General features: G+C 34.3%; 16 protein-coding genes. 11 read left to right on the forward strand and 5 right to left on the reverse strand.

The genetic code is table 11. The features are described from left to right. Window positions 1-89 precede the first annotated feature (89 nt). A complete protein-coding gene (locus TETH514_RS03250) occupies window positions 90-494 on the forward strand; it encodes a hypothetical protein (RefSeq protein ID WP_003868815.1) in 405 nt (134 codons plus the stop codon). A 29-nt stretch (window positions 495-523) separates the two neighbouring features. Then, the gene (locus TETH514_RS03255) at window positions 524-1147 is read left to right on the forward strand and encodes a hypothetical protein (RefSeq protein WP_003868118.1); all 624 of its coding nucleotides are present in this window, start codon (window positions 524-526) and stop codon (window positions 1145-1147) included. A 106-nt stretch (window positions 1148-1253) separates the two neighbouring features. Here the strand turns inward: TETH514_RS03255 and TETH514_RS03260 are convergent, their stop codons facing one another. Further along, on the reverse strand, window positions 1254-1472 hold the full coding sequence (locus TETH514_RS03260; protein ID WP_003868119.1) for a helix-turn-helix transcriptional regulator: 219 nt from the start codon (window positions 1470-1472) through the stop codon (window positions 1254-1256). Between the two features lie 140 nt (window positions 1473-1612). Between TETH514_RS03260 and TETH514_RS03265 the strand changes: the two genes are divergently transcribed. Next, window positions 1613-2797 carry a hypothetical protein gene (locus tag TETH514_RS03265; RefSeq protein WP_003868120.1) on the forward strand — a complete coding sequence of 395 codons (1185 nt, stop codon included), beginning with the start codon at window positions 1613-1615 and terminating at the stop codon, window positions 2795-2797. A gap of 46 nt (window positions 2798-2843) precedes the next feature. On the opposite strand, the gene TETH514_RS03270 is transcribed toward TETH514_RS03265, so the two are convergent. Then, a complete protein-coding gene (locus tag TETH514_RS03270; RefSeq protein WP_003868121.1) occupies window positions 2844-3422 on the reverse strand; it encodes a YdcF family protein in 579 nt (192 codons plus the stop codon). Window positions 3423-3597: 175 nt separating this feature from the next. Between TETH514_RS03270 and sigY the strand changes: the two genes are divergently transcribed. The 7 genes from sigY (at window position 3598) to polX (ending at window position 8648) form a co-directional block, all read left to right on the forward strand. After that, entirely contained in the window at window positions 3598-4128 is a 531-nt protein-coding gene (gene sigY / locus TETH514_RS03275) for an RNA polymerase sigma factor SigY (protein ID WP_003868122.1), read from the forward strand. Further along, window positions 4125-4541 (forward strand): hypothetical protein, encoded by a 417-nt coding sequence (locus TETH514_RS03280; RefSeq protein ID WP_003868123.1) that lies wholly within the window; start codon window positions 4125-4127, stop codon window positions 4539-4541. Before sigY ends, TETH514_RS03280 begins: the two co-directional genes overlap by 4 nt. 4 nt (window positions 4542-4545) lie before the next feature. Then, window positions 4546-4878, forward strand: coding sequence for a zinc ribbon domain-containing protein (locus TETH514_RS03285; RefSeq protein WP_003868124.1), 333 nt, complete (start codon window positions 4546-4548; stop codon window positions 4876-4878). A 19-nt stretch (window positions 4879-4897) separates the two neighbouring features. Continuing rightward, window positions 4898-5104: a PLDc N-terminal domain-containing protein gene (locus tag TETH514_RS03290; RefSeq protein ID WP_003868125.1), complete on the forward strand. Its 207-nt coding sequence runs from the start codon at window positions 4898-4900 to the stop codon at window positions 5102-5104. A 1-nt stretch (window position 5105) separates the two neighbouring features. After that, entirely contained in the window at window positions 5106-6032 is a 927-nt protein-coding gene (locus tag TETH514_RS03295) for an ABC transporter ATP-binding protein (RefSeq protein ID WP_003868126.1), read from the forward strand. Next, window positions 6019-6774, forward strand: a complete 756-nt coding sequence (locus TETH514_RS03300) for an ABC transporter permease (RefSeq protein ID WP_003868127.1) — start codon at window positions 6019-6021, stop codon at window positions 6772-6774. Before TETH514_RS03295 ends, TETH514_RS03300 begins: the two co-directional genes overlap by 14 nt. 161 nt (window positions 6775-6935) lie before the next feature. After that, complete coding sequence (polX, locus tag TETH514_RS03305) at window positions 6936-8648, forward strand: DNA polymerase/3'-5' exonuclease PolX (RefSeq protein ID WP_009052154.1); 1713 nt, start codon at window positions 6936-6938, stop codon at window positions 8646-8648. Window positions 8649-8864: 216 nt separating this feature from the next. On the opposite strand, the gene gltA is transcribed toward polX, so the two are convergent. The 3 genes from gltA to TETH514_RS03320 form a co-directional block, all read right to left on the reverse strand. Beyond that, on the reverse strand, window positions 8865-10265 hold the full coding sequence (gene gltA, locus TETH514_RS03310) for an NADPH-dependent glutamate synthase (RefSeq protein ID WP_009052155.1): 1401 nt from the start codon (window positions 10263-10265) through the stop codon (window positions 8865-8867). Then, on the reverse strand, window positions 10252-11130 hold the full coding sequence (locus tag TETH514_RS03315; protein WP_009052156.1) for a sulfide/dihydroorotate dehydrogenase-like FAD/NAD-binding protein: 879 nt from the start codon (window positions 11128-11130) through the stop codon (window positions 10252-10254). Before TETH514_RS03315 ends, gltA begins: the two co-directional genes overlap by 14 nt. A 194-nt stretch (window positions 11131-11324) precedes the next feature. Continuing rightward, window positions 11325-12383, reverse strand: coding sequence for an NADP-dependent isopropanol dehydrogenase (locus TETH514_RS03320; RefSeq protein WP_009052157.1), 1059 nt, complete (start codon window positions 12381-12383; stop codon window positions 11325-11327). Between the two features lie 415 nt (window positions 12384-12798). Between TETH514_RS03320 and TETH514_RS03325 the strand changes: the two genes are divergently transcribed. After that, window positions 12799-14010, forward strand: coding sequence for an iron-containing alcohol dehydrogenase (locus tag TETH514_RS03325; protein ID WP_003868132.1), 1212 nt, complete (start codon window positions 12799-12801; stop codon window positions 14008-14010). Window positions 14011-14077 lie beyond the last annotated feature (67 nt).

The following is a 14077-nucleotide window of genomic DNA, read 5'->3' on the forward strand; positions in this document are numbered from 1 at the left end:
TGATGATTTTGGATATTTCTATAGTGTTAATTGAAAATTTCTAAAAAATAAATCGGACAAGAGGAACCGTTCCTGTTGTCTGTTCTAGTATGGATTTTATTTATTTACCTAATTATCATGCTGACATTGGTGGAGATATTTTACTTTCGGACATAATTTATAGGCACAACAATAATGAATTGGCAAGATATGTAGCTAAATTATCAGTTGATTTTATTGTAGCTTCTTTGGCTTATCAATATAAATTAGGATTCCCTACGAGCTTTGTTATAGATCGCTTTACAAACACATTAATATCATGGTTTAATAATAACTATTTACAAGATACTTATACGGGAGCGTGGATGTGGAAAGCCTGGAGCAATTATGAGAATGTTTATGTAATTTATGTGACATTGGTAGATTATTCTGATGGAACTTATACAAAACCTATAAAAGTCCAAACATTAGAGATTGGAAGGGAATACGGGACTACAGTTGAATATTATTACTAAAGGAGAATATCTATGAGGAGATTATTATTATGTTGGCGGTATGGTTTAATGCCATTTTAATTCTACTCGAATCTTTATATCAAGTGGTACTTTATATTTACAAATTGTCTGATAGAGATAAAATTCCTCCTCTAATAATCAATTTTGTAGAAAAGCGAAAAATGTTTTTTAGTAGTTGGCGCAAAGTTCCTCTAGACGATGGGATTATATATAAAATGATTGGCAGGTCAAAAGTTAGGACATTTGTGTGGTTTATAGTTGGGATATTATTTTATGTTCATGCTAAAGGAAGAGGCGGTGAGATTGGAACTTATGTAATTTTTACAACTGTAATGTTCACAAATGTTTTAAAGCAAATTTACTTCTATAAGTATAAAAAATCTTTGAAAGGTGAAAAATTTTCTAAGGTGTTGCGAAGCATTATAGAAATAGAAATATGTATGTACAACCTAGCCTTTGATATACCGAAAGAAAAGAATAGTATATATGAAGTCATAAAAGATACATGGGTGAATATATTTGGCAGCATGTCTGTCATAATATTGGTATTTTTCGCTTCATATTTCGGAGTATTAGAAAAAGTTAGTATACTGGTTATAATAATTTATTTAGCTGCTATTTTGAGTAAAAGATTTATTATGGTGCGAACTTAAAACTGCTGAGGCTGAATTTCTATTTTAGATCAGTATGTAGAAAAGAGTAAAAACCCTCAGACAAAAGGAACCGTCCCCTTTGTCTGACTTTGTCTGAGGGTTTTCGTTATTGAGATTTTTCATTTTCTAAATTAATTTCTTTAGAGATTTCATAAAGCATTTGAGGTGTTAGTCTCATATCAAAATGAGTTAATTCATAATATTTTGTGGCTTTTCCATCACTGGATATTTCCATACTTGCTTTTACAAGCCCTGCTTCTTCTAATTTGCGAAGATGGATGTATAAAAGAGGTCTGCTTATGCCTAAAGGGAGTGAAGGTGGCATACAGAGGAAGGGTACAACATAAAAATATTACAGCAATGTTACAGAAATATTACAATTTAGTAAACAGAGGAGGAATTTAGGAAAGAGATGTAGAAGTAATATATATCAGTTAAAGATTTTGCAAATTATGAGGTGAGGCTATGAAAAGGATGAGGTATTTTTTATTGACAGTGTTAATAATAGGGTCATTGATTTTGGCTTCCTGCTCTAATGAATATACAAATTTGGAGGAATATCAATTCACTAAAAATTCTGACCTAAAGTTAGTTTATGCAGATGAGAACAAAGTCATCATTGAAGATGGAGAAAACCTGGTTTTAGAGTCAAAAGGGAATTTTTACAAACTTCCCACAAAACTTGATTTAAAAAAAGGTGAAATCATAATATTGTTAAGCACAGAAGGGAATTATGCTTTGACAGGGAAAATTGACAAAGACAAGTTTTATGACGTAAACATTGTAAATTTAATAAAAGGGAATAAGCTGGCAGTAGAGTACGCAGCTGTCAAGTACCTGATTTCAAGCCAATATTCGCTGCTGCCAAATGAGCAATATTTTGCATATGTTGATAAAGATGAAAAGGACAGCGATATGACGATCAAGATGGTGGATTTGACTACTTTTAAAACTTATGATGTGAAAGTAGATATGCCTGTTACAAATGTTATAGCAGTAAAAAATGGTAGTGGTTATCAGATATATTTTGAAAGCTTAGGAAAAGTATACAAAAAGCTTAATGAGGGAAAACCCACCTTCATCGCAAATGGGTATTTGCTATATGTGGACGAAAATGGAAATATATATTTGTACAGGAACATAGATATAAAGACGACAAAAGTATATAAAATAGATAAAAATAAAAATGAAAAAGAGATAGCTTCATTAGATAAGCCCAGCTTATTGGTGAGGAAAAACGGGGATGTGGCTGCTTTTATCACGGCCAACGATAAAGAGTTTAAGTCATATGATATGGATTTAATCAATTTGAAAACGTCAAAGCATACCGTAATATCAAATGCTTCGGAAAACTTAAATTATGACATTCCGCTATTTTATAAGAGAGGCAATATTGCCGTAATTTTCTACAAAGAAGGGAAAGCCGAAATGATTGATACAAAAAACGGAAATACAATGGCTTTAAAAAATTTTGAAAAATATGTGTTTCCCAATTCAAATATGGAATTTGGCTTTAACATTTACGAGAATCAAACTATTGGATTTAACAAAATTGTACAGCTTAAAAAACAAGAAAATAGCGTAAAGCTTTTATTAGTGGATGCGAACAACAAAGTTTTAAAAACAATTGCTGAGCAGCAGCTAAAGTAATCTAATTAGCGGTTAATTTTGATGCAATAAAAGACAACCATATTCCTCATTCCTTTAAATATGTATATAAAAGTGCAGGTATTTCACGTAAAAAACCATAAGCTTCATCACTTAACATATATCTTTTTAATAAGACCCCAGAATAACTTGCATCTATTCCAATACGCTTTGCTATTACACTTGCTCTTTTTAAATGAAATTTATTTGAAATAATTATTGCTGTTTTTAATGAATTTTTATCCATAATTTCTTTGGAAAAAAATAAATTTTCATATGTAGAAAGAGATTTATTATCAGTTAAAATAATCTTTTCAGGTATGCCATTTTTTAAAAGATATTCTTTCCCTGCCTCAGCTTCCGAAATATTCTCTCCAGGACCTTTCCCTCCAGATACTATTATATACTTACCATACCCTTCTTTATAAAGTCTCAAAGCCTCATCAAGCCTTTCTTTGAAAAAAGGACTTGGCGTCTTTCCATATACTGCACAGCCTAAAACTATTATCACATCAGATTTTTTTGGTTTTTCATAAAGTGCAAAAGAAATTATCTGATATTCTAATGTTATTACCACTGTAACAAAAATTACTATTAAAACCCCTATAAATCTCAATAATAATTTCATTAAAATTTCCTCCAGAAAATTATTATAATAAAACCCTTTATATCATTATACAACATATATCCTATTACTAAAACAATTCTTCACAATACACTTATAAATAACCAATTTTTGATAAAATAAAATTATGAACTTTTTACTTAGTCACGCGTTTAATTTGTAGAAGGGTGGGCAGGTGATGGAAGAGAAAGAACTAATATATAAAGCAAAAAATGGTAATAAATATGCTCTAAATGAGTTACTCTCCCAAAACTATAATACTTTATTAGGATATTGCATTAAAATGACAGGTAATCCGATGCTTGCCCAAGATATAGTACAGGAAACAATGCTCAAAGCTATTTTAAATATTAAAAATTTTACTCCTGAAGTCAAGTTCTCAACATGGCTTTTAAAAATCGCAACTAATACATTTAAAGATTATTTAAGAAAACACAAAAATATTGAACTTGTAGAAGAAATATTTTCAAATAGTGAAGAAGATGTAGAAGAGACCGCTATGACAAATATTCAATACAGCGAACTAATGAATATTTTAATGAAACTGCCTTATGAGAAAAGAGCAGTATTCATTTTAAAACACTATTATGGATATAAATACCAAGAAATTGCGAAAATAATGGACTGCCCTGTTGGCACAGTACGGTCACGTTTACACAATGCTATAAAAGAAATAATGTCAGAAATGGGAAGAAGGGGTATATTGTGAAAAGAGAATGTAAAAAAATACAAGACAAAATAATTGATATTCACTACAATGAACTTAGTGACAATACAGAAGTAATTTCACATATTGAAAATTGCAATGACTGTTATACATTCAAAAAAAATTTAAAACTAACATTAAGTTACATGGATACCTTAGATGTTAAAATTGATATGTCAGACTTGCAAGTAAATATCGCAGAAATTATAGAAAAGGCAGAGCAAATAAGAAATAAACGAAAAGATAGACTTGAATTGCTTATTTTTATAACCACATCAATAATTTTTTTAATATCATCAGTATTATTTATGGCAAATCTGGATGTTAGGTTGCTACTGTACACGCAAATTTTCCTTTATTTCAATCTGCCATTAATCTTAATACCCTTTTACAAATTAAAGACTTCAAGGAGATGATAAAATGTCCAAAAACACATTAATTTTAATAATTGTAATACCCCTATTATTTCTTCAAGCTTTATGGATTTTTATGGATGCAAAAAAACGTGGTGAAAAATACTACTGGGCATGGGGGATTTTTGGACTCCTAAATATACCTACCTCTTTAATCATATACCTTTTTGTAACAAGGTATGGATATCTTAAATGTCCTAATTGTGGGAAAACAGTAAGAAATGATTACAAATTCTGTCCTTATTGTGGTACTTCTTTAAAGAAAACATGTCCAAAATGTGGAGCCGAAATAAAAGATGATTGGAAATACTGCCCTGAATGTTCAACAAAATTAAAATAATCTGAGGAGGTCTAAATTAATGATTGATAAATTAAGCAATCCTGAATTAATAAAACTACTTCTTCCTTTAGCTATAATCCAGTTAGGACTTACTGTATTTTCAATTTACAGACTTTCAAAAGACAAAGTTAAATATCTTCCAAAATGGGCATGGTTTTTAATTATAATCTTTGGAGAAATATTAGGTTGCTTGATATTTTTAACTATAGGCAGGGAGAGAGAATAACATGATAAAAGCTTTTAATCTAACAAAAAAATACGGTAAATATGAAGTTTTAAAAGGGATAAATTTTGAAGTTGAAAAAGGAAATATTTACGGCTTATTAGGGCGAAATGGTGCTGGCAAAACTACCACAATGAATATTTTAACAGGGCTTATTGATTATGATGAGGGAGAAATATATATCAATGGTAAAATGTTAAATAGAAATAATAGGAAACTAATTAACGAAATAGGATACCTTCCTGAAAATCCTACTTTTTATAACTACATGACTGGTAGCGAATACCTGTATTTTATAAGTAAAATAAGAGGTATTCCTCATCAAAAAGTTAGAACAGAAGTGGAAGAACTCCTTAATACAGTTAAATTAAAAGAAGCCGCCAACAAAAAAATACAAGGTTATTCAAGAGGAATGAAGCAAAAATTAGGACTGGCGGTGGCTCTTTTAGATAACCCTGAAATAATTTTTTTAGATGAACCTACATCTGCCTTAGATCCAGAAAGCAGATATGATATACTTAATCAAATCTTGGAAATGAAGAAAAATGGAAAAACCATATTCTTATCTACCCATATATTAAGTGATGCTGAGAGAGTTTGCGACTATGTTGGCATACTTGATAAAGGTAAAATTATCTTTTCAGGAAGATTAAAAGAATTAAAGCAAAAATATATTCAGCCTGTGTATGATATTGTCTTTGAAAATTTACCTACCAATGCTGAAGAAAAACTTAATAATGTAAAATGGATTGATGATATTAAAATAGAGAATGATATTATAAGTATTTACGTAAATGACATTGAAGCAGCAAAAAAGAATATCCTCAATGAAATATCAAAACTTAGTATACCTGTTATATCACTGCAAAGAAGAGAAAATACTCTAGAGGACATATTTATAAGGATGGTGAAGCAAAATGAACACCTTTAAAGCATATCTGAAAAAGGAAATAATAGAATCGTGGAGGCATTACAAATATCTAATACTTCTAATTGGCATTGTTCTATTTGCTATACTTGATCCTATAATCCTTAAATTGCTTCCAGAAATGCTTAAAAATGAAATAAATGGTGATTTAGCTTCTTTAATACAAATTGATATGAAATCTGCAGTACAAAATTATATAAAGGATTTAAATCAAATATCATTACTGATAGTGCTTTTAACACTCATGGGAACCCTAAGTGAAGAAGTGTCTTCACAAAAATTAGTATTCCCTTATTCTAAAGATGCTAACCTTTCAGCTATTGTCATATCAAAAATACTTCATTATTCCGTTACTTTGTCAATTTTCATAATAACTGGATTTGCTATTAATTACTATTACGCAACAACACTTTTCCATAACAACGTCATAGCTTTCAATAAAATATTAATATCATCTATCTTAATGTCAATTTATTATATTTTCATAATAACATTGCTTATATTTTTGAGTAGCATTTTGAAAAAAGGTATAATAGCTGCATTATTAGTATTAATACTTCATATAGTCTCATCAATATTAGTAAATATTGATAAAATAGCTAAATTTATTCCCTACAACTTAATTTCACTTGCGAATTCCTTTAGTACAGAAAATATTTTAACTACAATTATATCGGCAATACTATATTGCATAATATTGTCCATATTTACAATGAAAATAATGAACAAAATTGAAATAATATAACTTTTTCCCGAACAAGGAGACGGTTTTTTTGTTTCATATTGAAATAAGACAAAAGAACCGTCCCCTTGTCTTTTATAAAGAGAGGTTTTATCTCCTCTCTTTTTCATTTTTTCTGTGGTATAATGTACTAAAGATTTTGTGTGTTAAAGGGGAAATGTAAAATGGATAAAAAGGAAATTGCCAATATTTTAAACGATATAGGTTTATTGCTAGAGCTTAAAGGGGAAAATCCTTTTAAATCGAGAGCTTATTATAATGCTGCAAGGACAATAGAGCTATTGGAGGAAGATATAGAAACTCTTGTCAAAGAAGACAGGTTAAAAGAGATAAAGGGAATAGGGGAAGCAATTAATAAAAAGATTACAGAGCTGGTTTTAACGGGTAAAATGGAATATTATGAGAATTTAAAAGCATCTATTCCTGAAGGGCTTGTTGAAATGCTTAAAATTCCCGGACTTGGTCCGAAAAAGATAAAGATTATATACGAAAAATTGAATATCACCACAATTAGAGAATTGGAGTACGCTTGTATAGAGAATAGATTGGTAGACCTTCCGGGGTTTGGGGTAAAGACTCAAAAGAAAATTTTTGAAGGGATACAGTTTGTGAAACAATTTAGCGGTCAGCATTTATTTGCAGAAGTTTACACAGAAGCGCTTAAATTAAAGGAATATTTAGATATGACTAAAACTGCATTAGTGACGGAAATTGCAGGAAGTTTGCGAAGGAAAAAAGAGATAGTAAAAGATATTGATATTTTGGCTTCAGCATCAGATTCCTCAAAGGTTATGGAAGCCTTTGTAAATTACCAAGATGTAAGGGAAGTTATAGCAAAAGGAGATACAAAAACCAGTGTCACTTTAAAGTCGGGTATAAATACAGATTTAAGAGTTGTAACGGAAAAAGAATTTCCTTATGCACTTCATCATTTCACAGGCAGCAAAGAGCACAATACTGCAATGAGGCATAGGGCGAAGCAAATGGGTATCAAAATGAACGAGTACGGCCTTTTTAAAGGAGACAAACTTATAGAATGTAAAAGCGAAGAGGAGATATTTAATAAATTAGGACTTTTATATATTCCTCCGGAATTAAGAGAAAACATGGGAGAGATAGAAGCGGCAGAAAAAGGTGAGCTTCCGAAATTAATAGAAGAAAAAGATATAAAGGGAGTTTTCCACGTTCATACGACTTACAGCGATGGGGCTAATACCCTGGTAGAAATGGTAGAGGCGGCGAGAAAATTGGGGTATAAGTATATAGGCATCACAGACCACAGCAAATCTGCTTTTTATGCAGGAGGTCTTAAAGAAGAAGACTTAGTAAGGCAATGGGAGGAAATAGAGGAGTTAAATAAAAAATATAACGATATAGTCATTTTCAAAGGGATAGAGTCTGATATACTGCCTGACGGTTCTTTAGATTATGGAGAGGAGATATTAAAGCAATTTGAATTTGTGATTGCATCCATCCATTCTCATTTCAGGATGAGTAAAGAAGATATGACAAAAAGAATGATAAAGGCCATAGAAAATAAATATACAACTATAATAGGGCATGTTACAGGAAGGCTTCTTTTAGCGAGAGACAGTTATGAAATAGATATATATGAAGTTATAGCAGCAGCAGCCCATTATGGCAAAATAATTGAGATAAACGCAAACCCTTATAGGCTTGACTTAGACTGGCGGTATGTAAAGCATGCAAAAGAAAAAGGAGTAAAACTTGCAATATGTTCTGATGCCCACAGCATAGAAGGCTTAAATGATGTAAAGTATGGGGTAGGAATTGCTAGAAAAGGCTGGTTGGAGGCAAAAGACGTAATAAACACTTATGAAGTTCATGAGATCTACAAGTTATTTCAATTGAAGTGAGGTGAATAAATTAATGGGCTGATGGAGCTTTTACACGAGCATGTACAGTAGTAGATGAACAATGAGCTAGCCTAAAGGCGGCTCTTTTTTTCAAAAGATGCAAAATAAGAGGTAGCTGTCAAAATGATAAATTCATAAATAAAAGAGACGATAGCTGGATGTATCTCCTTCCACAGTACCGACTTGCTATCGTCTCTTTAGTTTATCGAAGGATGTTTACCGCCATTTTTTGTTTTGTAGATATTCATGGATGGAACGAGCTGCTTTTTTTCCGGCACCCATGGCCAAAATCACAGTAGCTGAACCTGTTACAATATCGCCTCCAGCCCATACCCCTTCTCTGGAAGTCCGTCCCTCCTCATCTACAGCGATATAACCATGTTTTGTAAGTTCTAAGCCTTCAGTGGCCTTTGTGAGGAGGGGATTAGGGCCAGTACCTATGGCGATTACTACCGTATCGATATCCATAACAAGTTCAGAACCCATTATAGGAACTGGACGGCGACGACCCGAAGCGTCAGGTTCTCCAAGTTCCATGCGGATACACTCAATACCTTTGACCCAACCATTTTCGTTGCCTATTATTTTCGCTGGATTTGTAAGCAAATCGAATATAATACCTTCCTCTTTAGCGTTCTCAACTTCTTCTTTTCTTGCGGGCATTTCTTCCTCGGAACGACGATACACAATATGAACCTCTTCAGCTCCCATTCTTACTGCAGACCTGGCTGCATCCATGGCTACATTGCCACCCCCTATTACTGCTACTTTTTTACCTACCTTTATGGGGGTGTCAGTGTTGGGAAAAGAATAGGCTTTCATGAGGTTTATCCTGGTTAGAAACTCGTTGGCTGAATACACGCCCAGGTAGTTTTCACCAGGTATGCCCATAAATTTCGGGAGACCAGCTCCAGTGCCGGTAAAGACAGCCTCATACCCCATTTCAAAAAGGTCGTCTATCGTTAAAACTTTACCCATAACCATGTTAGTTTTAATTTCTACGCCTAGCTGTTGTATAAATTCTACTTCTTGTTCCACTATAATTTTCGGTAGTCTGAATTCAGGAATACCGTAGATCAATACGCCGCCGGGTTTGTGAAGAGCTTCAAAGATCGTTACATCGTAGCCGAGTTTAGCTAAATCTCCTGCACAGGTGAGACCGGCGGGCCCGGAACCGATGATAGCCACTTTTTTACCAAGCTTTTTGGGAATTACCGAGGGACGGATGCCTTTGGCTCTTTCCCAGTCTGCTGCAAATCGTTCTAGGCGACCTATTGCTACAGGTTCACCTACTTTGCCCAAAACACAGTTTTTCTCGCATTGCTCTTCTTGTGGACAGACTCTGCCACATATGGCGGGCAAGCTGTTGGTTTCCTTTATAATCTTTATAGCTCCTTCAAAATCTCTTTCTGCAATACGCTTTATAAACTGGGGAATTTGTACCTGAACGGGGCACCCTTCAACACATCCTGGTTTTTTACACTGAAGGCACCTCTGGGCTTCACTTACTGCCTCCTCTTCCGAATAGCCCAAAGCTACTTCGCTAAAATTACGCCTGCGGACGTCAGGCTTTTGGGTAGGCATGGGTGTTTTCTTTTTACTTCTATTTAACGGCATCTTTATCAACTCCTTCTATTTTGTTGATTAATTTGCATTCATGAGCTTTATTAAACCTTTCGAGGGAAATTTTTTCTTCCTCTTTATAAGTGGCCAATCTTTTTATTAGTTCATCGAAATCTACTTTATGGCCGTCAAAAGCCGGACCATCAACGCAAGCAAATTTGATTTCTCCGTCTACGGTGACACGACATCCACCACACATGCCTGTGCCGTCTACCATTATGGGATTAAGGCTCACCATAGTGGGTATGCCATAAGGCTTGGTAATTTTGCTTCCTATTTTCATCAAAATTGGTGGACCTATGATAATAATCTCATCAAATTTTTCACCTTGTTCTAAAAGCTCTTTAAGTACTACTGTGACAAACCCATGGCGGCCTTTTGAGCCGTCGTCGGTGCAGATATACATCCTGTCACTAACAGCTTTTATCTCTTCTTCCAAAATTAGCAATTCAGCTGTCCTAGCACCTATAATAGAAACTACTTCTACCCCCTGTTGATGAAGCATTTTGAGTTTAGGATAAAGTGGAGCAATACCAAGGCCTCCGCCTATTCCTAAAACTTTCTTGTGATGAGGAAACTCTACCGGCACACCTAAAGGCCCAACAAAGTCCTGGATATAATCTCCAGCTTCTAGAGTTCCTAATTCCCGTGTGGTTTTACCTACTTCTTGGAATACTATTGTGACAGTGCCACTTTCTGAATTATAATCTGCAATGGTAAGAGGAATTCTTTCTCCTCCTTCTTTTATCCTTAGTATAATAAATTGGCCTGGCTTTGCTTTTTTGGCCACTAATGGTGCTTCTATTACAAACAATTTGATGGAAGGTGCCAATTCTCTTTTTTCTAAAATTTTGAACATGATAATCCTCCTTCTTCTTTTAATAGTTGTTTATTCACTTTCGATGATATTATCAAGTGTTAGTGGCGTAAAAATGTTGCAAAAATAACTATTTTTTGTTATTTTTTTGCCAAAAATTTACTAGCTGATGTGCCACATAAAAACCGATATATTTAGCTTTATTAGCATAAAAATGGGGGACTAAGTCCCCATTTTTATGCTAATATTACAACAGGTTTGATTAGGTCTTTTGGTTTATCTTTCATCAGCATTAGAGCTTTTTCAATATTATCAAATCCTTGGAAAACATGAGTGACGAGTTTAGAAGGATCGACACGCTTATAAAAAACAAGGTCAATCAGTCTTTCCATTCTTAGACGTCCACCGGGGCATAGCCCGCCTTTTATAGTTTTATGAGCCATGCCGCAACCCCATTCCAGACGAGGAACAGGCAAAACCTCTCCTTCGCCAAAATAATTTACATTAGCGATGGTGCCACCAGGTTTAACAATCTTAACTGCTGTAGCCATAATGTCAGCATTTCCTCCAGCGATGATGGCAGCATCGACACCTTTGCCTTTAGTTAAATTCATAATCTGACTTTCGATAGGACCATTTTTATAGTTTACAATATCAGTAGCTCCATAGTATCTTGCAGCATCTACACAAACTGGTCTACTGCCTACGGCAATAATTCTTCCGGCTCCACGCAATTTGGCACCAGCGACTGCCATAAGGCCTACTGGGCCAATACCCAAAACTGCTACCGTCGCACCTAATTCTATATCTGCCAGTTCGGCTCCGTGAAAACCAGTGGTCATCATATCGGGAATCATAGCTGCAGCTTCCAATGGAATTTCTTTAGGCAGATGTGCTAAATTCATGTCAGCATCATTCACATGAAAAAATTCACCAAAAACACCATCTTTTACATTCGAAAATTTCCAGCCTGCCAGCATTCCACCGGAGTGCTGGTGATATCCTCTTTGTACTTCAGAGGTCCGCCAATCAGGGGTGATAGCTGGTACAACAACGCGATCACCAGGTTTAAAATCTTTTACCTCACTACCTACTTCAACTACTTCACCTATAGCTTCGTGACCGAGTATCATGTTATGTCTTTCGCCAATGGCGCCTTCAAAAACGGTATGAATGTCCGAAGTGCAAGGGGCCACAGCTAGAGGTCTTACAATAGCATCAAATGGGCCTGGAGTAGGCTTTTCTTTTTCAATCCAGCCGACTTTACCGATACTGAGCATTGCAAAACCTTTCATTATTAAAACACCTCCTAAAATACTGGGTAAGTCATTAATGTGAAAACTAGCTTACGCGGCGATTGTTAAATTTTTTACAATAATATAATAGCACATAGTTAAAAATTTATCAATAATTTATTCGGACATAGTTTAAAATTTCGTAGGATTTTTTAAGTAAAAAAGAACTAGAGAAAACTCTTGTGATAAAATAGCATTTGTAAAAAACAAAATCACAGAAAGGGGTTGTCTATTTTTCAAAATCTAGAAAACATCATACGCAATTTGCAGTATGTATTTGTCAAGCAAAAAATGCTCCTAATTTCAATTGAAATTTTTTCTTGACTCTAAAAATAAATCAAAAGTTTAATATTGATTATTTTTTAACAAAATGCTATAATTAGATTGATATAAATTTTACAAGGAGGTAATTAAAATGTGGGAAACTAAAATAAATCCCACCAAGATTTTTGAACTTCGGTGCAAGAATACAACTTATTTTGGAATAGGTAGTATAAAGAAGATAGAAGACATTCTAGAAGTTCTAAAACATAAGGGTATCGATAATGTCATTTTTGTAACCGGAAAGAATTCATACAAAGTTAGTGGAGCTTGGGATGTGATAGAACCGGCTCTAAATACACTCGGCTTTAAATATTCACTTTATGACAAGGTCGGACCTAATCCTACTGTTGATATGGTCGATGAAGCGGCCAAATTCGGCCGGGAAACTGGGGCGAAGGCTGTTATTGGCATTGGTGGTGGAAGCCCTATAGATACTGCAAAAAGTGTGGCTGTACTGTTAGAATATACTGATAAAAATGCAAGAGAACTTTATGAACTGAAATTCACGCCCGAAAAAGCTGCTCCTATTATAGCTATAAATCTTACTCATGGTACTGGTACGGAAGTAGACCGATTTGCAGTAGCTACAATTCCAGAAAAAAATTATAAGCCTGCAATAGCTTATGAGTGCCTCTATCCTATGTATGCTATAGATGATCCTGCTCTCATGATAAAGCTTGATAAAAAACAGACAATAGCTGTTACTATAGATGCTTTAAATCACGTTACCGAAGCTGCCACTACTCTTGTGACATCACCTTACAGTATTCTATTGGCGAAAGAGGCAGTGAGGTTGATAGTTCGTTACCTCCCTGTTGCTGTAAATGACCCTGAAAACCTTGTGGCTAGATATTATTTGCTTTATGCTTCTGCTATAGCTGGTATTTCTTTTGACAATGGTCTCTTGCACCTTACTCATGCACTGGAGCACCCACTAAGTGCAGTAAAACCTGAGATTGCCCACGGTCTTGGGCTTGGTGCTATACTGCCTGCAGTGGTAAAGACTATTTATCCTGCTGTTGCAGAGGTGTTAGCTGACATATACAGCCCTATCGTGCCTGGACTAAAAGGACTGCCTGCTGAAGCAGAATATGTAGCTAAAAAAGTCGAAGAATGGCTCTTCAATGTAGGATGTACTCAAAAACTTTCAGACTTTGGATTTACAAAAGATGATGTTCCAACCCTAGTAAAGCTTGCTAAAACGACACCTTCTCTCGATGGATTACTTTCTATTGCACCAGTGGAAGCCACTGAAACTGTTATTGCCAAGATTTATGAAGAATCTCTTAACCCAATCTCTTAACCCATAGCCAAAGGCTATTCTGATACAAAGTGCCAAAAGGTTCAACAATTTAAAAAAACCCCACTTT

The sequence above is a fragment of the Thermoanaerobacter sp. X514 genome, from assembly GCF_000019065.1.
Taxonomy (GTDB): Bacteria; Bacillota; Thermoanaerobacteria; order Thermoanaerobacterales; family Thermoanaerobacteraceae; genus Thermoanaerobacter; species Thermoanaerobacter pseudethanolicus.

Bases quoted from the DNA above. Each gene is read 5' to 3' on its own strand.
- TETH514_RS03290 (WP_003868125.1), top strand. From the start codon at position 4,898: ATGATTGATAAATTAAGCAATCCTGAATTAATAAAACTACTTCTTCCT.
- TETH514_RS03325 (WP_003868132.1), top strand. From the start codon at position 12,799: ATGTGGGAAACTAAAATAAATCCCACCAAGATTTTTGAACTTCGGTGC.
- TETH514_RS03255 (WP_003868118.1), top strand. From the start codon at position 524: ATGTTGGCGGTATGGTTTAATGCCATTTTAATTCTACTCGAATCTTTA.
- TETH514_RS03270 (WP_003868121.1), bottom strand. From the start codon at position 3,422: ATGAAATTATTATTGAGATTTATAGGGGTTTTAATAGTAATTTTTGTT.
- TETH514_RS03250 (WP_003868815.1), top strand. From the start codon at position 90: ATGGATTTTATTTATTTACCTAATTATCATGCTGACATTGGTGGAGAT.
- TETH514_RS03265 (WP_003868120.1), top strand. From the start codon at position 1,613: ATGAAAAGGATGAGGTATTTTTTATTGACAGTGTTAATAATAGGGTCA.
- sigY (WP_003868122.1), top strand. From the start codon at position 3,598: ATGGAAGAGAAAGAACTAATATATAAAGCAAAAAATGGTAATAAATAT.
- TETH514_RS03315 (WP_009052156.1), bottom strand. From the start codon at position 11,130: ATGTTCAAAATTTTAGAAAAAAGAGAATTGGCACCTTCCATCAAATTG.
- TETH514_RS03295 (WP_003868126.1), top strand. From the start codon at position 5,106: ATGATAAAAGCTTTTAATCTAACAAAAAAATACGGTAAATATGAAGTT.
- gltA (WP_009052155.1), bottom strand. From the start codon at position 10,265: ATGCCGTTAAATAGAAGTAAAAAGAAAACACCCATGCCTACCCAAAAG.
- TETH514_RS03285 (WP_003868124.1), top strand. From the start codon at position 4,546: ATGTCCAAAAACACATTAATTTTAATAATTGTAATACCCCTATTATTT.
- polX (WP_009052154.1), top strand. From the start codon at position 6,936: ATGGATAAAAAGGAAATTGCCAATATTTTAAACGATATAGGTTTATTG.
- TETH514_RS03260 (WP_003868119.1), bottom strand. From the start codon at position 1,472: ATGCCACCTTCACTCCCTTTAGGCATAAGCAGACCTCTTTTATACATC.
- TETH514_RS03300 (WP_003868127.1), top strand. From the start codon at position 6,019: ATGAACACCTTTAAAGCATATCTGAAAAAGGAAATAATAGAATCGTGG.
- TETH514_RS03320 (WP_009052157.1), bottom strand. From the start codon at position 12,383: ATGAAAGGTTTTGCAATGCTCAGTATCGGTAAAGTCGGCTGGATTGAA.